The following is a 20,273-nucleotide window of genomic DNA, read 5'->3' as shown; positions in this document are numbered from 1 at the left end:
GAGTCCCTGAGGAGGACCCCAGCAATGCACACCCGCCCCCGCCGCGTCGGCGCCCTCGTTGGCGCCGGCGCTGTTGTCTTCGGTGCGCTGGCCGTCGTGGCCGGTAACCAGGCCGACGCCCAGCAACCCGCCCCCGCCCCGATCGACCAGCTGCTCGGCCAGGAGCTCCAGGGCAAGGCCGCCCTGGGCAAGGTCCAGTCGCGACTCGCCGAACTGGCGGGCCGCAACGGGATCCCGGCGGCTCAGCTGGAGCAGATCCTGGCCACCGACAAGACCAGTTGGCTGGACCGCGACGGCAAGCTCTTCTACCGCGAACCCGTCGCCGGGACTGCTGCCCGCCGCGCCGCCGCCGCGCCGTCCCCGCGCTGGGCGGCGAAGGCGGTCGCCGCTGCCACCGGTCCGGCCTTCGAGCTGCACAGCAAACCAGGCTCCAACCGCGTCATCTACCTGGACTTCGACGGCCACACCATCACCGGTTCGGCGTGGAACACCGGAGGCAAACCGACCACGGTGAACGTCACGGCGTACGACACCGACGGGAACCCGAACAACTGGAGCACCGCCGAGCAGGACGTCGTCCGTGATGTCTGGGCGCGGGTGTCCGAGGACTATGCGCCGTTCGACGTGGACGTGACCACGCAGGAGCCGGCCGCGGCGGCGATCACCCGGTCCGGTGCGTCCGACCAGCAGTACGGCACCCGCGTCCTGATCGACCCGACCACCTGGTACCAGTCCGGCTGCGGATGCGGCGGCGTCGCGTACGTCGGCGTCTACGACAACACCAGCCAGCACGCGTACTACCAACCGGCCCTGGTCTTCACGAAGGGTGTCGGCACTGGTGCGAAGAACATCGCCGAGGCCGCGTCGCACGAGGCGGGTCACAACGTGGGCCTGAGCCACGACGGTACGGCGTCCGTCGGGTACTACGCGGGTCACGGCGCGTGGGCTCCGATCATGGGCGTCGGCTACTCCAAGGCGATCAGCCAGTGGAGCAAGGGCGAGTACTCCGGCGCCAACAACAAGGAAGACGACTTCGCCGTCATCGGCCAGAACGGTCTGGCGCTGCGAGCCGACGACCACGGCAACGGCACAACCGACGCCACCGCGCTCACCCTCGGCTCCGGTGTGAAGGGCATCTACGCCAACGACACCGACGTCGACACCTTCCGGATCGACCTCGCGGGCGGCACCTTCACCTTCGCGGCGAACGCGGCTGCCTCCGGCGCCGACCTGGACATCAAGCTCCAGTTGCTGAACTCGGCCGGCACTGTCGTCGCCACCGCCGACCCGGCCGCCGGGCAGTCCAACTCCGCCACTCCGACCGGCCTGAGCGCGAGCATCAGTCGCCAGGTCACCGCGGGTCGCTACTACCTGCGGGTCGAGAACACCGGCTACGGCAACCCGCTGAACAGCGGCTACTCGACGTACGGCAGCCGCGGCGCCTATACGGTCCGGGTCACCGCCGGCTGAAACACCTGAGCTGTCCGGGGCCGTCGTTCCCACCGAGATCGACGGCCCCGGGCCTTTGGGGGATATGCCCGGGGGATACCGCCCTATCCCTGGAGGACCTTGTGAACAGACTCCGCCGCACCGGCGCACTGACCTGCGCCGGTGCTGTCGTGTTCGGTGCGCTGGCCGTGGTGGCCGGCAACCAGGCCGACGCCCAACAGCCTGCTCCGACCCCGATCGACCGTCCGACCCCGATTGCCCAGCTGCTCGGTGAAGCCACGCCCGGTGTCGCCGCGCTCGGCGAGGTGCGGTCCCGCCTGTCCGAGGTTGCCGCTGGCAACGGGCTCCCCGTGGCCCAGCTCGAGCGGATCCTGGCCACCGACAAGACCAGCTGGCTGGATGCCGACAGTCGACTGTTCTTCCGTGAGCCGACTCTCACAGCGACGCAGAAATCGGCTGGAAGCGTCACCCCGCTGGGCCGAGCAAGCCGTTGCCGCCGCGACCGGTCCGGCCTTCGAACTGCACAGCAAGCGCGGCTCCAACCGCGTGATCTACCTGGATTTCGACGGCCACACCATCACCGGTACCGCGAGGAACGCGTCGAAGGGGATCGATCCGGTGAACGTGTCGCCGTACGACACCGACGGCGATCCAGCGACCTTCAGTACGGCCGAGCAGGACGTCGTACACGAGGTGTGGGCGCGGGTTGCGGAGGACTACGCCACCTTCGACGTGGATGTGACCACGCAGGAACCGCCGCAGTCCGCGATCGACCGGTCCGACGCGTCGGACCAGCAGTACGGGACGCGGGTGCTGATCGACCCGGACACCTGGTACCAGTCCGGTTGTGGATGTGGCGGGGTCGCGTACGTCGGCGTGTACGACAGCACCAGCCAGCACGACTACTACCAGCCGGCGCTGGTGTCCACGAAGGGTGTCGGCACCGGCGCGAAGAATCTGGCCGAGGCCACTTCCCACGAAGCCGGTCACAACGTCGGCCTGAGCCACGACGGCACGTCCACTGTGGGCTACTACCAGGGGCACGGCGCCTGGGCTCCGACCATGGGCGTCGGCTATTACCGCGGCATCAGCCAGTGGAGCAAGGGTGAGTACGCCGACGCCAACAACACGGAAGACGACTACGCGGTCGTCGGCACCCACGGCTTGGCCTTGCGCGCCGACGAGGCCGGTGACACCAGCGGCGACGCGGCCGCGCTGACCGTCGGCACGCCGGTGTCCGGGGTGATCGCCGCGGAGGCCGACACGGACGTGTACCGCGTCGATGTCGGTGCCGCTGGCAACTACACCGCGACCGCGAGTGCCGCGCCGACCGGCGGTGACCTCGACATCAAGCTGGACCTGCTGGACAGCTCGGGCGCGGTCGTCGCCTCGGCCGACCCGGCCTCGGGTCAGGCCGACGCCGGTACGCCGACCGGCCTCGGCGCGAGTGTTAGCAGCACGCTCCAGGCGGGTACCTACTACCTGCGGATCGACAACGTGGGCTATGGCGACCCGCTGAACACCGGGTACTCCACCTACGGCAGCCGCGGCGCCTACACCCTAGGCATCACGCCCTCCTGAACCCTGTGGCTGGCCGGCCTCTGGCGGGCCGGCCAGCCCCAGGCCACGTCGAGCGGTCAGGCCGGGATCAGGTGGTTGACCGCGAGCTGAGCGAGCGCCGCGGCCTGGTCGCCGAGCACGACGTCGTCGAAGCGGACCACGCTGGAGTGATTGGACGGAGCGTCGTCCGCGTCGACATCGTCGGGACGCGCACCGAGCATCACGAACGTGCCCGGCACCTCCTGCAACACCATCGAGAAGTCCTCCGACCCCATCAACGGGTTGTCCAGCGGCTGCACCCGCTCCGCACCGAGCAACTGCTGCAGCACCGCCGACGTCTCCGCCGTACGCTCGGCGTCGTTGACCGTCACCGGATACTGCGGGACGAAGTTGGCGTCGACCGTGCAGCCGTGGGCCGCCGCGATCTTCTCGGCCAAGCTCGGCAACTCGTGCGACAACTGCTGGAAGGTCGCATCCGACAACGTCCGCACCGTCGCGCCGAGCCGGGCCGTGTCCGGGATGACGTTGATCGCGACTCCGGCCTCGAGCTGCGTCACCGTGATCACCACCGGGTCGAAGACATTCATCCGCCGCGTCGCATACGTCTGCAGCGCGAGGACGAGCTCGGCCACCACGGGCACCGGGTCGATCGTCTTGTCCGGAGACGAACCATGCCCACCCTTGCCTCGCACGGCGATGTGCAGCTGGTTCGATCCGGCCATGATCGTCCCGGGCCGCGTCTGGAAGATCCCGCTGGCCTCCTGCGACCAGACATGAATCGCGTACGCCGCGATCGGCTTGTCGCCCGTCGCCCCCAGCAGCCCTTCGCGGAGCATGTACCCGGCACCGCCCAGACCTTCCTCACCCGGCTGGAACATGAAGAGCACGTTCCCGTGCAGCTCCTCGCGATGAGCGCTCAGCAGCTGTGCCGCACCGACCAGCCCGGCGGTGTGCAGATCGTGGCCGCAGGCATGCATGTTCCCGTTCTCGGCCGCGTACCCGAGGTCCGTCTCCTCGACCACCGGCAGTGCGTCCATGTCACCCCGCAACAACACCGTCGGCCCCGGCTGCCCACCCCGCAGCAGGCCGACCACCGAGGTCAGCTCCTTCCCGGTGCTGACCTGCAACGGCAACCCGGCCACCGCATCGAGCACCATCGCCTGCGTCTTCGGCAACTGCAGCCCGACCTCAGGAATCCGATGCAACTCCCGCCGCAACTCCACCAGCCCAGGCGCGACTCCCGCACCCTCCGCGACCAGATCCACCACAACTCCCTCCACGAAGCTCAGCACAATCCGCAACAACACATCCGAACTCGCCGCCCGCGGCACGGCCGTCACACCACCGCGCCGAGCGGCACTACACCGACGGCCGCAGCTCCGTAACAGCCGCCGCCTTCAGCAGCCTTCCGCGCTCGCCGCAGCCACCACCGCTTTCAGCCTCCCGCCGCTCACCGCAGCCACCGCCGCGGCCAGCCGCTTCCGCGGGTTGCCGCAGCCGCCGCCACGTTCAGCCGCTCGCCGCAACTGCCTGCGGTGTCTGCGCCAACGCCCGCCACCGTACCCGCACCGCCGGACCGTCAGTCCCCCAGCACGTGAGGCTTTCGGTCCGGCCTGCCGGTGGCACCGGGTTCGTTGGGGCGGGTGTCACGGCCTGGAGTGCCGTACTGAGACTTCCGCAGCGGTGGGCTCGCCCCAAGTCCAGCATCCAGACTGCGGCGGAGCTCATGGTCGGCCGACCAGTACCCAGCGATCTCGCGGACCTCCGCGTCCGCGTCGAGGCTCGCCCGAGTGCCGGCTAGCGCGGACATGCGAACATCCAACGGATCCTCGGGATCGAAATCGCGGATCTTCGTGAACGGTGGCCGCATCGCCGCCTCGATGCGCTCGAGCGCGGCGGCTTTCGCAGCCTCTGGAACCACCTCGGACAGCTTGTGCGCGTCGTACAGCAACTGCGCGGCGACCCGGAACTTGTTCTCGGGATTCACCACCGCCAGCCGCCGAATCACCTCCCGAGCGGACAGTTCCGCGCTGTCCGCCACGGCTTGACCGAACACCTCGACGGCGGGCACGTACTGCCCGTACGCACGCCCTGTCCGTACGTCGGTGATGCCCGGTGCGATCGCCTCCAGATCGAGTTCGTCGATGTACTCGTCGAGAGCGTCCTGCGTCGCGAGCTCGGTGGTGGCCTCCTCGAGAACCTTGTTCGACGGCTCCTGATACGCGCCGACGGCCATCCCGTACGACGTACCCGCCGCGGTGAGCAGGTGGATGTTCTCGTGAAACACGACCCGCAGTGCCTCGCGATACTGTCGCAGCGTCTCCTCGTCATGCCGCTGCCCGGCCCGGTCGAACATGTCCTGCAGTACCGCGACGACATGCTGCGGGTGGTACTCGATCGTGTGGTCCCACCGCACCAGCCCGCGCCGTTTGTCATCCGCGGCGAGCAACTCGTACGACTTGTTCCAGGACGAGTGATGCGCTCCCAGAACCTTCACCGCGGCCTGGGCCTGCGCGGCCATCAGTTGCGGAAAGCTACTGACCATCGCTCACCACACTCGCCGGTACGCCAGCCACTTCCGCGAGTTCAGCGGTCGGGGGAGGGCGGTGTGGTGAGCCGCAGGGACTCGAGGAGGATGGAGAGCGGCTCGTTCAGATCGAGGATGCGCGGGTGGTCGGCGGGCGACGCCGCGTCGGCGATCCGGCCGATCTGCGCGATGGCGGCGGTGAGGTGCTCGATCCGCTCGGTAGGAGCGCCGTCCGCGGACTGGGCCCGGGACTGCACGCGAATAGCCTCGGCCAACTCGTCGGACAGCGGTGGCGGTTCGTAGCTCAGGGCCTGCTCGAGCGACATCAGGTGCGATCCTGCGAGCCTGCGATCCGCCGCGGGCTCGACCAGAGTCGCCAACTCCCGCAACCGGTCGACCTCGGCGGCCAACGTCGCCTCGTCCAGCGATCTGGCCGTCGCCGCGTCCAGCACCCGCCTGAGCTCCACGTCGAACGCGTCGTAATCCATTCCCTCAGTATCCCGTCCTGCCTACCTCTCCCGCCGCGTCATCCCACGCCAGGGCGCCGTTCCCGCGAGCCAGGAGACCGTCGCTGAGCCGCGGGTACGCCGGTTGGCCTCGGAGGTGCCGTGGATTGCACGGTTGGGGCGCCGGCGGGGATCGGTCGAGGCGGGCAGATGCCGGACAGCGCCGCCTGGAAGGCGTGCGGATCGGAAAGAGCTCCGCCGTGGGCAGGTACGACCGAGGAGGGAGTCGGCAGGGCGAGCCTGGTGGGTGGCGGCGGGGTGGGGGGTGATGGCGAGGTGCGCGCGGGGGTGGTGGAGGGCGGAGGGAGGGTGCAGGCGGTGGGGTGGAAGGTGTAGGCGGATTCGGCGGTCTGGATCTCGTGCTGGAGGTGGTGGAGGAGTTCGCCGGCGGTGGAGTGGGACTTGGCGGCGGCGAAGCCGGGTGGGTGGAGTTCGAAGTTGTCGAGGTGGCCCAGGCCCGTGCGGAGGATGGATTCGAGGTGGTGGCGGGTGTCGGCGCCGGCGAGCTCCAGGTCCGGTAGGCGGGTGGAGTTGTAGACGAGGCTGACGAGGAGGGGGAACTGGCCGGCGGCGGTTTCGCGGTTGAGGACGTCGAGGACCTGGCCGGGGCGGAGGTCGTTGCGGATCTCGAGGTCGGTGGCAAGCCTGCGGACGGCGGGGACGAACGCGGCGTAGTACCCGCCGGCCTGGACATCTTTGATGCCGGGGGCAACCTTATCGACGCCGAGCCGGGTCAGGTAGTCGTCGAGGTGGTCCTGGGCCCAGGCCTCCGCCACGCCTTCCTCCAGCTGGCGGCCGCCTGGCTGGGTGAACGCATCCCGGGCGGCGTCCTGGGATGCTCCGGCCGGGCCGAGGAAGTGGGCGTGCTCATGCAGCAACGTGGCCAGGGATTCGCGGTAGTGGACGAGCATCGGGATCGGCTGCTCCTCGCCGGCATGCTCGTACATCCGCTGCAGTGGATCGAGGATGCACTCCCGGTCGAGATACAGCGTGCCGTCCCAGTGCGCGAGCCCGAGGATGCTGCCGGTCGTCTCGATCACGCTACCGCTCCACGCGGACTGGTCCGCCCCGGAGAGCTCGAGTGCAACCTGACCGCTCCGGGCTAGGAGTTCGTCCACGGAACTCGGGGCAGTCAGGATCGGATCACGACGCACCGCACGTGCGGTGGCAATCACGAGCGGAACGCGATCGCGAGCCGGACCAGGGAGTCCGCCGTCCGCCGCAGGCCGGCCTGTTCCTGAGGATCGTCGGCCGCGGCAGCGAGCCGGCCGAGCTCGGTGATGAGCCAGTCGGACCGCGCCTGCCGCTCCGCGCGGGTGGAGCGTGGCGAGGCGGCATCGTCCGCCGTGGGCTGCGGTGGGGTGTACTGCGAATGCTCCATGATTCGTCCTCCCGAGGTTGATCTCGGCGGAGAACATATGGAGATCGACCCGCATCCGAGCGGACGACTTCTCAGCTGTGGATAACTAGAACAGCGTGGGTGGCTCGACCAAAACCGGCGACGGCAGCGGCTCGAGGCCGGGGACGAGGGCACGGACATCCGCGTGGAAACGGCGGGCCAGGTTCAGTGCTTCGGCGTTGTCCGGAGTGTGCAGGAAGATCGTCGGTGAGCGGCCCTCGGCGAGCCAGGTCGTGACCAGCTCGACCAGGTAGTCCCAGCCCTCGACGGTCTCCGAGACGGAGTCGCGGCCGATGTACCGAACGATGGGGTGAGCGGTCAGGGCTCGCGTGCGGCGCGTGACCCGGGGCTTCTTCATCCAGGCGTCACGTTCGGCGTAGCTGGTGGGGCGGCGGCTGAAGAGGGTGCCGGTGTCGAAGGGAATCCACTCGGCGCCGACGCGACCAAGGACCTGTTCGAGCAAACCGGCGGACCGGGCATCGTCGAAGAACGCCGGGTGCCGGACCTCAACGGCGTACCGATAGTGGCGCGGCGCGTGGTGCAGGAAGGCGGCCAGGCTGCCGAGGTCGGTGGGAGCGAAGGACGCGGGCAACTGGATCCAGAGCGCGTGGTTGCGGTCGGCCAGCGGCTCGATTGCGGAGAGGAAAGCGCGCAGCTCCACCTCGACACCCGCGAGGCGGCGTTCGTGGCTGATCAGCTGTGGCAGCTTCACTACGAAGCGGAAGTCCGGCGGCGTCTGCCCGGCCCACTTCTCGACGGTCGAGCGGGACGGAGTCGCATAGAAGGTGGTGTTGCTCTCGACCGCGTTGCACCACGAGGCGTACGCCCGGAGTTTCTCCTGGCCGGGTTGCGGCCAGCCCGGGTGGGTCCACTGGGCACACCCCACATGCAACCGCACCGAACAAACCTACAGAATGGCGCGGGAGCCGGCCCACCGGCCGGCTCCCGCGCTGAGGTGCAGCACCGCTGCGACGGGTGGTGCGAGCTCAGCGCTCGACCTCGCCGCGGATGAACTTCTCCACCAGGTCGCGGCAGACGTCGTCGGCGTACTGCTCCGGCGGCGACTTCATGAAGTACGACGACGCCGACAGGATGGGGCCGCCGATGCCACGGTCCTTGGCGATCTTGGCCGCGCGGATCGCGTCGATGATGATGCCGGCCGAGTTCGGCGAGTCCCACACCTCGAGCTTGTACTCCAGCGACAGCGGGACGTCGCCGAAGTTGCGGCCCTCGAGCCGGATGAACGCCCACTTGCGGTCGTCCAGCCAGGCCACGTAGTCCGACGGGCCGATGTGCACGTTGCGGTCGTCGATCTCGTCGCGCAGCTGCGAGGTGACGGACTGGGTCTTGCTGATCTTCTTGGACTCCAGCCGGTCGCGCTCGAGCATGTTCTTGAAGTCCATGTTGCCGCCGACGTTCAGCTGGTAGGTCCGGTCGACGGTGACGCCGCGGTCCTCGAACAGCTTGGTCAGCACCCGGTGCGTGATGGTCGCGCCGATCTGCGACTTGATGTCGTCACCGACGATCGGCACGCCGGCCGCGGTGAACTTGTCCGCCCACTCCTTGGTGCCGGCGATGAACACCGGCAGTGCGTTGACGAACGCGACGCCCGCGTCGATCGCACACTGGGCGTAGAACTTGGCGGCCTGCTCCGACCCCACCGGCAGGTAGCAGACGAGGACGTCGACGGCCGCCTCACGCAGCGCGGTGACCACGTCGGCCGGCTCGGCGTCGGACTCGGTGATGGTCTCGCGGTAGTACTTGCCGAGGCCGTCGAGCGTGTGGCCACGCTGCACCGTGATGCCGGTCGGCGGCACGTCGGCGATCTTGATCGTGTTGTTCTCGCTGGCGCCGATCGCGTCGGCGAGGTCCAGGCCGACCTTCTTCGCGTCGACGTCGAAGGCGGCGACGAACTGCACGTCGCGGACGTGGTAGTCGCCGAACACGACGTGCATCAGACCGGGGACGCGCTCGTCGGCCTTCGCGTCGCGGTAGTAGTGCACGCCCTGGACGAGCGAGCTGGCGCAGTTGCCGACACCGACGATCGCTACGCGGATCGAGGTCATCTGGAATCTCCTTGGATAGGCGGTTGGTGCAGGTCAGGGGGCCGCTGTTGACGCCGCTCGCCGTCGATCAGTTCGTTCAGCCAGCGGACCTCGCGCTCGGCCGACTCCAGGCCGTGCCGTTGCAGCTCGAGGGTGTAGGCGTCGACCCGCTCCGCGGTCCGGCTCATCGCGGCCCGGAAGTTGGCCAGCCGCTCCTCCATCCGGGCCCTGCGGCCCTCGAGGATGCGCAACCGGGTGGCCGGATCGGTCCGGCCGAAGAACGAGAACCGGACGCCGAACGTGTCGTCCTCCCACGCCGACGGACCAGCATCGTGCATCGCGTGCGCGAAGTAGTCCTTGCCGTCGGCAGTGATCGTGTAGACGATCTTCGGCCTGCGACCCGACTCCGGCGTCCCGGAGTCGGCCGTGATCAGGCCGTTGCGGAGCATCGCCTTCAGACACGGGTAGAGCGATCCGAACGACAGCACGCGCCCCCAGCCGAACTGGGCGTTGACGCGCTTGCGGAGCTCGTAACCGTGCATCGGCGCTTCGTGCAGCAGACCGAGTACGGCGAGCTCCAGGACCCCACTGCGGTTTCCCATGACCCACCTCCCTCGGCCTAGTTTGTCATGACCTGATGTATCGGTTCGATACATCGTGCCGCCAGAGTAAGCACAGCCGAGGACTGTGGACAACTCTTGACAAAGCCGGGCTTTGTCAGCTTGATCACGCGGCGCGCCCGGAAACCTGTTACGTCAGGCGCCGTACGTGCTGCAGCGGCCAACGAGCTCAAGTGGACGCGGGCTGGATGGTCGTGGTCTACGACCTCGGGGAGGCGAGCGCCAACCTGCTGCAGCCGTTCTGGATGTTGCCGACGCTCGCCATCCTCGGTCTGAAGGCGCGGGACATCATGGGCTACACGTTCACCATGTTCCTCGCCTGCTTCCCGGCCGCCCTGATCGGCGTGACTTTGCTCGCACCGCACGTGCCGGGGTAACCGCTTGCCGAGGGCGTTGGCAAGATCTGGGTAAGGCGGTGGGCCGCCGAATCGCGGGGTGACCGGGCGGCTTGTTACCATCCGGAGCGGATTCGGGCCCGTTACCACACCCACCGTAGTCTGTGGGGCAATGACTTCAGCGAGATCGTCGAGGATTGCACTGTGAGTGAAGCTCGTAGAAAGGCCGTCAAACCCGCGCGCGCCAAGAAGCATTGGGCGCTGCGGGTCCTCGGCTGGCTGACCGCGCTCTTCTTCGTCGGCATCATCGGCGCTGTCGCGACCTTCTTCATCGTCTACCAGTCCACGAAGATCCCGGACCCCAACAAGGAGTTCGCGACCAACACGACCACGGTGACGTACGCGGACCAGAAGAACCCGCTGGGCTCGTTCTACGAGCAGAACCGGCACACGGTTCCGATGTCGCAGATCCCCAAGCACGTCCAGGACTCGGTGATCGCGGCCGAGGACCGCACCTTCTGGACCAATCCGGGCATCTCGCCGTCGGGTATGGTCCGCGCCGCGTGGAACATTTCCCAGGGTGAGCAGTTGCAGGGCGGATCGACGATCACCCAGCAGTACGTGAAGGTCATGTACCTGACCCAGGAGCGGACAGTCTCGCGGAAGCTCCAGGAGCTGTTCATCGCGACGAAGCTCAGCCGCCAGCAGGACAAGAGCAAGACGCTCGAGGGGTACCTCAACACCGTCTACTTCGGTGAGGGCGCCTACGGCATCTCCGCTGCCGGTGACGCCTACTTCTCGCGGCCGGACCCACGGACGCTGAGCGTGCCCCAGGCCGCTCTCCTGGCGACAGTGCTGAACAACCCGACCCTCTTCGACGTCAACGACCCCGATCCGCGGACGAAGAAGCGGATCATCGAGCGGTACAGGTACGTCCTCGACGGCATGCAGCAGATGGGCACGATCACTCCGGCTCTGGAGGCGAAGTACGCGAACAAGCTGCCCGCCCTCAAACCGAAGCCGAAGGACAGCCGCTACCAGGGCCCGAAGGGCTTCCTGCTCGACACGGCGCGCAAGGAGCTGCTGCGGCTGGGCTTCGACGAGGACCAGATCAGCGGTGGGGGCCTGAAGGTCACGACCACCTTCAACTACGGGCAGCAGAAGAAGATGACCACTGCCGCGCAGAGCGAGTTGCCGGACAAGCGCGACAACCTGCACGTAGGGATGGCCACGGTCCAGCCGGGCACCGGCGCGCTGCTGGCGATGTACGGCGGCCCCGACTACCTGAAGAGTCAGTTGAACTGGGCAACGAGCCCGGCCCGGCCCGGATCGGGTTTCAAGCCGTTCGCGCTGACCGCGGCTCTCGAGGACGGAAAGAGCCTCTACGACATCTTCCAGGGCGACAGCCCGATCAAGGTCCAGGGCCAGAAGCTCAACAACGAGTTCGACCGTGACTACGGCGACGTCACCTTGCTGAAGGCGACCGAGCAGTCGATCAACACCGCCTTCTACGACCTGGTCGACAAGCAGATGGACGACGGTCCGAACAAGGTGGTCGACGCGGCCGAGAGGGCCGGTATCCCGAAGGGCAAGTACCTCGAAGCCGGCCGGCACAACCCGTCCACCGTGCTCGGTCCGGACCCGTATGCGTCGGCGGTCACCATGGCCGAGGCCTATGCGACCTTCGCGGCCAACGGCAAGTTCGCGCCGCTGCACAGCATCAAGGAGGTCAAGGGCCCGGACGGCAAGGTGCTGTGGTCGGAGGCAAGCCTGAAGAAGCAGGAGAAGCAGGTCATTCCCGAGGACGTCGCCGCATTGGTCAACTACGCGCTGCAGGACGTGGTCACGAAGGGGACCGGTACCGGCGCCCAGGACCTGGACCGCCCGGTGGCCGGCAAGACCGGCACGGCAGGTGGCGTTGCGGTCGAGGATCGAGCCGAGAACGCGAAGTGCGGTGGCTGCAAGGACGGCTCGGCGACCCTGACCTCGTGGTGGAACGGCTACACACCTGACCTGTCCACATCCGTCGTGTACCGGGCCGGCAAGACCGGTGAGAGCAACCTCGACGACTACACCGACGAGAAGGCGTTCTTCGGTGGCACCTGGCCGCTGAAGACGTGGCTGGCGTTCATGAAGCCCGCTCTCGATGGTGTGGACAAGACGGACTTCCCCGCGCCGAACGAGGACGACATCAAGGACACCTCGACCCCGACGTTCACGCCACCGCCGAGCACGCCGACGAACACCCCGCCGCCCAGCACGCCGCCACCGAGCACTCCGCCACCGAGCCCGCCGACCAACACGCCGCCGAACCCGCCGACCAGCTCTCCGACCAGGACGAAGACGAAGCCGCCAGGTTGGCCGACGCTACCGACCGGCGCACCGACGGCACCGACCAGTACCCCGAAGAATCCCGGCGGCGGTCAGTAGTTTCGGCCGGCCGGCCCGGGATGGGAGACGATAGGCGGGTGACTCGGGCTCGGGTGGGTTTTCGCGTGCGGTGGTGCCGGCGTGTTTGAGCGCACGGCAGCAGACGAGCCCCCACCTGGTCGCGCGCGGCGGGCGCGGGTCGAAGGGGTGGGCTGGCAGCGGTGGATGCCGACGGCGCAGACGCGTGAGGTGCTCGGGTGGTGGTTGGTCACCCGGGCCGCACTGTTCATGTTGTCGATCTCGGCGCCGCTGCTGTTCAACCGGGGCACTGACTACCCGAACGTCTGGCGCGCCTGGCTGCAGTGGGATGTCTGGCATCTGAACGCGGTCGCCGAGTTCGGGTACAACCACGGCGAGCCGTCCGGCGCACCGCTGGCGGCGTTCTTCCCAGGGTTCCCGGTGCTGGTGCGGATCGTCAGCTGGACCGGGATCGGTTACGTTGCCGCGGGCATCGTCGTGTCCGCGGTCGCGAGTGCGGTGGCGGGCGTGTACCTCGCGCGACTCGCGCAGTACCAGTTCCCGGAGCTCAAGGGGATCGGGCCGAACGCGGCGATGATCTGGTACTGCGCTCCCGTCGGCGTCTTCCTGGCTGCCGGGTACACGGAGGCGCTGTTCTGCGCGTTCGCGTTCCCCGGCTGGCTGGCGGCGCGGCAGGGCCGATGGGGCCGGGCGGCGATCTTCGTCGCGCTCGCGTCGACCGTGCGGGTGTCCGGGATCTTCCTGGCGTTCGCCTTGGTGGTCGAGTTCATCACCTCGAAGAAGCGGGACTGGCTGTCGCTCCCGTGGCTGGCGCTGCCGGCGGTCCCGGTGCTCGGCTTCATGGCGTACCTGAAGCAGATCCACGGCTCGTGGTTCGCCTGGCAGCAGGCGCAGGAGAAGGGCTGGGCGCGCGAGTTCACCTGGCCGTGGACCTCGCTGATGCACACGTTCGAGGCCGCGAGCAAGGGCCACTTCGCGGCCGAACGCAGCGACTGGACGTGGATGTTCCGGGCCGAGCTGGTCGCCCTCGTCGTCGGCCTGCTGCTCCTCGCCTGGCTGCTCTGGCGCCGCTCCTGGGGCGAGGCGGCCTGGGTCGCGGCCACGGTCGGAGCGTTCTGTACGTCGTTCTGGATCTACTCGCTCACCCGGGCGACCCTGCTCTGGTGGCCGCTGTGGATCGGCCTCGCCGTCATGGCCCGCCGAAAACCGTGGCTCGGCCGCCTCTATCTCGCCCTCGCGATACCGCTGGCCGCGATCTGGGCGGCGGGATTCTTCACCGGCCGCTGGTCCGGCTGAGTAGTTCTGCTCAGGTACGGCGTCCCGTCGCGCACTTAGCGTGATGTCATGGAGGCCACAGCAGCGGTCCTGGCGCTGAACTTCGCGTCGTTCGTGGCCACCGCTGCCGACCTGCCGGTGTCCGGCATGTGGACTCTTTTGCACTGAGGCAACCCCTCGAGACCCTCGAGCGTCGTTAGGGATGAAGGGGTGGCAGTCCGGGCGGGGACCGCCACCCCTCATCAGGTTTCCGGCGGAACCTTTCAGGGGCAGGCTTCGCCGGGCAAACGTCCGAGCGGGCGGCGGCAGGATGCCGCCGCTCTTGCCATGTCGCGTGCAACCTGTCCCGGTGCTCACCCAGTACATCCAGGGTGGAGATCGCCGACAGGGAGGGCTGGCCGTGAGCGATCGGGACGCGGACTTCCTCGAGTACGTGACGGCGCACCGCGGCCGGATGCTGCGGACGGCCCGCCCGCTCACGTGCGGGGACGCGCACTGGGCCGAGGACCTGGTCCAGGTAGCTCTGACCAGGCTCTACGTCCACTGGGGCAAAGTACGGCGCGAGGACGGCGCGGCGCGGTACGCCGATCGGATCCTGGTCAACGCGTTCCTCGACGAACGACGGCGACTCTGGCGCAAACGCGAGGCGACGACGGAGCGTCTCGACGACGCTGCTCCCACGCCCGGCCAGGACCCTGCCGAGCGGCTGACCGTGCTGGACGCGCTCGCGAAACTCCCGCGCCGGCAGCACGCGGTCGTCGTCCTGCGATATTTCCGGGACTTCGACGTCCAGACCACCGCCGAGCTGATGGGTTGTTCGGAGGGAACGGTGAAGTCCCAGACGTCGCGTGCACTCGCCACGATGCGCAACCTCCTGCATGAGCCACTCGACACCCTGGAGAGTCTGCGATGACCGACCTCAAGAACCTGCTCGACGAAGCCGCCGGCGCCGAACCCGGCGTCACCGACGCGGACCTGTCCGCCGACCTCGATCGCGGCCGCCGCGCGCTGCGCCGCCGCCGGACCATCGGCATCGCGAGCGGTGCCGTCGCGACGGCCCTGGTGATCGGCGTCGGTTGGTCCGTCCTCCCCTCCGGCATGGCGACCGACGGGACGCCGGCTCCGGCCGACCGGACCACCGCGACACCGCCCCCGGCCGCGACACCGTCCGCGACACACATCGCCGGTGGACTTCCGAGCGACCACCGCGGGCTGCCGCCGGTCCCGTCCACCCCGGTCCAGTTGGTCACGAACACCAAGCCGTTCCCCGGTGTGATCACCTGCGACCTGATCCCGAAGGGCTGGGCGGTCGAACTCACGGTCACCGCCGCTCAAGGCGGTGGCTGGGAACAGCAGGTGGTCTACGACCCGAAGCTGCGCAACCCGAAGCAGTACCACGACGTGACCTACACCCTGACCGTCCGGCAGGTCGACCTGATGGACAACGGCCGGGGACTGACCGCCGACAAGTACACCGAGCCGTGGACGAAGCTGCCGAAGGTGCGCGCCGGAAAGAACGAGGCGGTCATTTCGCTGGGCGACAAGCGCAACGGGCTACGGGAGGTCCACGTCCGCCAGGGGAAGACCACTCGGCTCGTCGCGGTCAGCAACCAGGCCTACAACCTGGCCTGGGACGAGCCGACCCTGCTGAAGTTCGCCGGTTCCTGTCACTACAAGAAGTGACAGGAACCGGCGACCTCGGTCAGCCGTAGTTGCGGTCGATCGACTGCGAAGGAGTCGGGCTCGGCTGGGTCTCCGCGACGCGCTTGTCGGTCGGATGCGTGCCGGCCTCGACGCCCTTCAAGGTGCCGAGTAGTTCGATCTCGGACAGCGTGACGCCTGCCGCACCCGCGGCCGGCGTCAGCACCAGTCGGTACTGCGTGTAGGCCTTGGGCGACACGACACTGAAGGACCGGGTGTACGACGTCCACGACCAGCTCTCACCGGTACGGCGATCCACTGTCGACCACGTCGTACCGTCGTTGGAGCCCTCCAGTACCCACGCGGACGGGGCCGCGCCCGTTGCTCCACTGGTCAGCGTGTACATGCCGACCGGCCGGCCCTGCGGCAGGGCGACCGTGACCGTCGAGGTCGCGCCGGTCAGCGTGACCTGGGTCTTGGAGTCGTTGTCGGTCAGCGCGGTCACATCCAGTCCGCCCGCACCGACCACGGCACCGATGTCGGACGTCGAGTCCCGCCACGTCATCGGGTCTTCGCCGGGGGTGGTGATCGACGGCGGCGCGTCGTTCCGGCCGGTGCCCCACTTCGACGGCTGGTCGCCCATCTGGAACTCGATCTTGCCGCCGTTCGCGATCAGATCGTGGGGCAGCGCGGTCGAGGTCCACGTCTTCCCGTTCACGCGAACGCTCTGCACGTAGATGTTGCGCGAACTGTTGCCCGGCGCGCTGACCACCAGCTTCTTGCCACCGGCCAGCCGGACCGTCGCCTTGGTGAACAGCGGCGACCCGATCGCGTACGTCGGCGAGCCGACCTGCAACGGGTAGAACCCGAGCATGCTGAACAGGTACCACGAGGACATCTCGCCGTTGTCCTCGTCGCCCGGGTACCCTTGCCCGATCTCCGAGCCCAGGTACAACCGGGACAGCACCTCGCGCACCTTCTCCTGCGTCTTCCACGGCTGACCCGCGAAGTCGTACATGTAGGTCAGGTGGTGCGACGGCTGGTTGCTGTGCCCGTACTGACCCATCCGTACGTCGCGGGCCTCGAGCATCTCGTGGATCGTGCCGCCGTACCCACCGGGGTGCAGAGCGTCCTCCGGGGTGCTGAACATCTCGTCGAGCTTCTTCGCCAGGCCGTCGCGGCCGCCGTACAGCGCGGCGATGCCCGCACCGTCCTGCGGCGCCGAGAACGCCATGTTCCACGCGTTCGTCTCGGTGTACTCGTGACCCCAGTCCTGCGGGTCGAACGTGCTGGGCGAGTTGCCCCAGACGCCGTCCGGGCCCTTGCCCTGGAAGAAGTTGATCGCCGGGTCGAACAGCGTCACGTAGTTGCGGGCGCGGTTGATGAAGTACTTGTAGTTGTCCAGGTACTCCTGCTTGCGCGGGTCGCTCTTCTTCGCGGTGTCGTAGAGCTTCTTCGACATGTTCGCGATGCCGAAGTCGTTGATGTAACCGTCCATCGACCAGCTGAAGCCCTCACCGGTGCTGTTGGCCGTGTAGCCGTTGAAGGTGGACAGGTCCATGCCCTTGCGGCCGACGTTCTGCGACGGTGGCACGACGGACGCGTTCTTGAGTGCCGCGTCGTACGCCGCCTGGACGTCGATACCCTTGATCCCCTTCAGATACGCGTCCGCGAAGGCGACGTCGGACGACGTACCGACCATCAGGTTCGCGTAGCCGGGGGACGACCAGCGAGAGATCCAGCCGCCGTCCTTGTACTGCTGGACGAACCCGTTCACCAGGCTCGCCGCCTCGTCCTGGGCGAACAGCGAGTACGCCGGCCACACGGTGCGATACGTGTCCCAGAAGCCGTTGTTCACGTACGTCTGGCCGGCCACGATCTTCGACCCGGTCGTGGTCGGGGTGTCGGTGCCCACCTTCGGCGAGGTCGGCGACGCGTAGGTGATCACCGGCTTGTCGTTGGTGCCGGTGTTCTCCGAGCCGTTGTTCGGGTAGAGGAACAGGCGGTAGAGGTTCGAGTACATCGTCGTCAGCTGGTCGGCCGTCGCACCCTCGACCTCGATCGTGCGCAGCTTGGCGTCCCACAGGTCCTGGGCCGCGTCCTTGACCTTGCCGAACTTCGATCCGGCCGGCAGTTCGAGCTCGAGGTTCTTCTTGGCCTGCGCGGTGCCGATCAGCGAGGTCGCGATCCGGAGCTGGACCTGGGTGGCCTTCGGATCGAAGGCGAAGTAGCCGCCCACATTCGCGCCGCCACCGTCGGACAGCTTGCCGGAGGCAACCACCTTCTGGTCCACCACGCCGTACACGAACAGCCGGCCGGCGCCGGTGGACAGTCCGCTCTTGATGTCGCTGAACCCGGTCACCACGCCGGTCTCCGGGTCGAGCGTCAGACCGCCGCTGTTGCTGACGTTGTCGAACACGAGTGACGGCTTGCCGGCCGGGAAGCTGAACCGCAGCATCGCCGCGTGGTCGGTCGGCGCGATCTCGGCCGCGTTGCCGTTGCCGAACGTGACGCCGTAGTAATACGGCCGGGCGATCTCGTTGTCGTGACTGAACGACCAGGCGCGCGCCTTGCGGTCCGCGGTCGGGGTCGTCGCGGTCGACGGCATCACCTGGAAAGTCTGCCGGTCACCCATCCACGGGCTGGGCTCGTGGCTGATCGACAGCGCCTGCATCGTGGGCTTGTTGGCCTCGTTGTTGCCCTTGGCGTAGTCGTACAGCCAGGACGTGGAGCCGGCATTCGTCACCGGGGTCCAGAAGTTGAAGCCGTGCGGTACGGCGGTCGCCGGGAAGTTGTTGCCCCGCGAGAAGCCGCCGGTCGCGTTCGTGCCACGGGTGGTCAGCGCCAGGTCGGACGGGTGCTTGGCCGCGGTCTTCTGGGCCGCCTGGTCCGGGTTGATCGCGGCCGCGATCCGGACGTCGTCGACCCAGCCGCGGAAGTCGGCCGGCCCGGACGGCTTGTCGTAGCCGATCAGGATTCGCTGGATCGTCTTGCCGGCGGCCACCGTGCCGAGATCCGCCTCGACGTTGTTCCACTGGTTCGTCGACAGGCCCTTGGCGTCACCCTGACCACGCGGGCTGAGCGTGAAGCCGTGGTGGTCCTTCGCGTTCAGGTCGCTCAGGTACGTCCCGTCCGAGAAGGCCAGGTCGAGGGCGGCGTACGTACTCGGGTAGCTCAGATCACCTTCGACGTGCTCGGGGAAGATCTTGTACGACAGCCGGGTGTCCTTGCTGACTTTCAGGTCCACATCGGCGATCTTGTTCCAGGTGTAGCCACGGCCCTCGGCCTTCTGGTGGCCGGCGTACCGGAACGACTTGACGCCGGTGAAGCCGACCCGGGCACGGGCGTTGTAGGCGCTGGTCGGGCCGGAGTCCAGCCGCGACTCCGCGGTCGGGCCGGGCGGCGGCAGCGGCGCGCCGTTGGACAGGTACCAGTCGGCCAGCTGGACGATGTCCTCACCGTGGTTCAGCGTGATGTCCAGCTTGAAGAACTTGTACGCCGTCTCGTTCGTGAAGCTGTACTCCTTGGTCTGGAACCGGTTCTCGAAGCTCTCGCCGGTCCGCGTGTCCAGCGTGGTCCAGGTGGTCCCGTCGTTCGAGCCGGAGACGGTCCAGTTCTGCGGGTCGCGGCCGTCGGCGTCGTTCGCCGAGGTCAGCGCGTACTTGCGGATCACCACCGGGGCCGAGGTCTCGTAGACCAGCCAGCCGGTCGGCTCGAACACCAGCCACTTGGTGAACTTGTCACCGTCGGCCGCGTTGGTGGCGATCTCGCCGCCACCGGTGTTCTCGCCGTTCGCGGTCACCTTGGTGACCTTGTCCATCTCGCTGCCGCCGATCCCGGTCGGCGTCGGGCCGCGGACGCCGTCGGCGCGCGGCTTCCCGTCCGGGCCGGTCTCGACGGCGTCGGTGTAGCCGGGCTGCGGCTGCCCCGGCTCGAACGAGGTGAAGAACGAGGACCCGGTCATCACCGGCTGATCCCCCTGCACTGTGGGTGAGACAGCATGCGCTGGCGCCATGGCAGACGACATTGTCACAACTAGCCCGAGAGACGCGACGAGCCCCAATGGGCGGCGGAGATCCATCTACGCTCCTTGCACGGCCGGACCGGCGCCGCAGCGCGAGGCTGCCCGCCAGTTGGTTACGCGGCCCCGATGACAAGGTTGTCAGCCCGCGCCCGGCCGGAATCGTCTCCCGCTAGTCACTCCCGGTCAAGAGTTCATCGCCGTCTGTCCGCGCCGGGTCTGAGTTTTCCACAAGTGGCAGCACATCTGTGGTGCGACAGGCACAGCGGGTAACTAGAGTTGCCTTCCGTAAGCCGTGTGAACGGATCGACCGATCTCGGGGAGAGCTGCAGTGGCACTGGAGCGGGCGCGCGTCGTCCGCAGGCACTATGCGCACTTCCTGCTCCCGCACGCTGCCCTCGGGGAGGCGGAACGTGGGCTCTTCAACGCTGCCCTCGCACCAGCCGGCTGGGGGTCCGATCCGGAGGTTGCATCGAGCCTGGCGTT

16 protein-coding genes are annotated in these 20,273 nt (G+C 68.1%); 7 read left to right on the top strand and 9 right to left on the bottom strand.

Features of this window, described 5'->3' with window-relative positions; all coding sequences use genetic code 11:
• Positions 1-24: 24 nt before the first annotated feature.
• Together OG555_RS12875 and OG555_RS12870 are read left to right on the top strand one after the other, a co-directional pair.
• Positions 25-1,470, top strand: a complete 1,446-nt coding sequence (locus OG555_RS12875; protein ID WP_329483077.1) for a M12 family metallo-peptidase — start codon at positions 25-27, stop codon at positions 1,468-1,470.
• 402 nt (positions 1,471-1,872) lie between these two features.
• Positions 1,873-3,030, top strand: a complete 1,158-nt coding sequence (locus OG555_RS12870; RefSeq protein ID WP_329483076.1) for a pre-peptidase C-terminal domain-containing protein — start codon at positions 1,873-1,875, stop codon at positions 3,028-3,030.
• A gap of 56 nt (positions 3,031-3,086) precedes the next feature.
• Here the strand turns inward: OG555_RS12870 and OG555_RS12865 are convergent, their stop codons facing one another.
• The 8 genes from OG555_RS12865 to OG555_RS12830 form a co-directional block, all read right to left on the bottom strand.
• A complete protein-coding gene (locus OG555_RS12865; RefSeq protein ID WP_329483075.1) occupies positions 3,087-4,274 on the bottom strand; it encodes a M20 metallopeptidase family protein in 1,188 nt (395 codons plus the stop codon).
• 314 nt (positions 4,275-4,588) lie between these two features.
• Positions 4,589-5,554: a hypothetical protein gene (locus tag OG555_RS12860; RefSeq protein ID WP_329483074.1), complete on the bottom strand. Its 966-nt coding sequence runs from the start codon at positions 5,552-5,554 to the stop codon at positions 4,589-4,591.
• Between the two features lie 41 nt (positions 5,555-5,595).
• A complete protein-coding gene (locus tag OG555_RS12855) occupies positions 5,596-6,024 on the bottom strand; it encodes a hypothetical protein (protein WP_329483073.1) in 429 nt (142 codons plus the stop codon).
• 38 nt (positions 6,025-6,062) lie between these two features.
• On the bottom strand, positions 6,063-7,082 hold the full coding sequence (locus OG555_RS12850) for a hypothetical protein (RefSeq protein ID WP_329483072.1): 1,020 nt from the start codon (positions 7,080-7,082) through the stop codon (positions 6,063-6,065).
• A 131-nt stretch (positions 7,083-7,213) separates the two neighbouring features.
• On the bottom strand, positions 7,214-7,423 hold the full coding sequence (locus tag OG555_RS12845; protein WP_329483071.1) for a hypothetical protein: 210 nt from the start codon (positions 7,421-7,423) through the stop codon (positions 7,214-7,216).
• A gap of 85 nt (positions 7,424-7,508) precedes the next feature.
• Positions 7,509-8,339: a DUF72 domain-containing protein gene (locus OG555_RS12840; RefSeq protein ID WP_329483070.1), complete on the bottom strand. Its 831-nt coding sequence runs from the start codon at positions 8,337-8,339 to the stop codon at positions 7,509-7,511.
• An 88-nt stretch (positions 8,340-8,427) separates the two neighbouring features.
• Positions 8,428-9,507, bottom strand: a complete 1,080-nt coding sequence (locus OG555_RS12835; protein WP_328524797.1) for an inositol-3-phosphate synthase — start codon at positions 9,505-9,507, stop codon at positions 8,428-8,430.
• Positions 9,504-10,088 (bottom strand): PadR family transcriptional regulator, encoded by a 585-nt coding sequence (locus OG555_RS12830; RefSeq protein ID WP_329483069.1) that lies wholly within the window; start codon positions 10,086-10,088, stop codon positions 9,504-9,506. The genes OG555_RS12835 and OG555_RS12830 overlap by 4 nt, the downstream gene beginning before the upstream one ends.
• 191 nt (positions 10,089-10,279) lie before the next feature.
• On the opposite strand from OG555_RS12830, the gene OG555_RS12825 reads away from it, so the two are divergent.
• The 5 genes from OG555_RS12825 (at position 10,280) to OG555_RS12805 (ending at position 15,808) form a co-directional block, all read left to right on the top strand.
• Positions 10,280-10,483, top strand: a complete 204-nt coding sequence (locus tag OG555_RS12825; RefSeq protein ID WP_329483068.1) for a TIGR00366 family protein — start codon at positions 10,280-10,282, stop codon at positions 10,481-10,483.
• Positions 10,484-10,645: 162 nt separating this feature from the next.
• A complete protein-coding gene (locus OG555_RS12820; RefSeq protein ID WP_329483067.1) occupies positions 10,646-12,871 on the top strand; it encodes a transglycosylase domain-containing protein in 2,226 nt (741 codons plus the stop codon).
• 81 nt (positions 12,872-12,952) lie between these two features.
• Positions 12,953-14,146: a mannosyltransferase family protein gene (locus OG555_RS12815; protein WP_329483066.1), complete on the top strand. Its 1,194-nt coding sequence runs from the start codon at positions 12,953-12,955 to the stop codon at positions 14,144-14,146.
• 379 nt (positions 14,147-14,525) lie between these two features.
• Positions 14,526-15,038: a SigE family RNA polymerase sigma factor gene (locus OG555_RS12810; protein WP_329483064.1), complete on the top strand. Its 513-nt coding sequence runs from the start codon at positions 14,526-14,528 to the stop codon at positions 15,036-15,038.
• Entirely contained in the window at positions 15,035-15,808 is a 774-nt protein-coding gene (locus tag OG555_RS12805) for a hypothetical protein (RefSeq protein WP_329483063.1), read from the top strand. The genes OG555_RS12810 and OG555_RS12805 overlap by 4 nt, the downstream gene beginning before the upstream one ends.
• A gap of 19 nt (positions 15,809-15,827) precedes the next feature.
• Here OG555_RS12805 and OG555_RS12800 read toward each other — a convergent pair whose 3' ends face one another.
• The gene (locus OG555_RS12800; RefSeq protein WP_329483062.1) at positions 15,828-19,730 is read right to left on the bottom strand and encodes a GH92 family glycosyl hydrolase; all 3,903 of its coding nucleotides are present in this window, start codon (positions 19,728-19,730) and stop codon (positions 15,828-15,830) included.
• Positions 19,731-20,273 lie beyond the last annotated feature (543 nt).

The sequence above is a fragment of the Kribbella sp. NBC_01484 genome (genome assembly GCF_036227145.1).
In the GTDB taxonomy this organism is placed as follows: Bacteria; Actinomycetota; Actinomycetes; order Propionibacteriales; family Kribbellaceae; genus Kribbella.
This window is presented reverse-complemented; position numbering and strand designations above follow the sequence as displayed.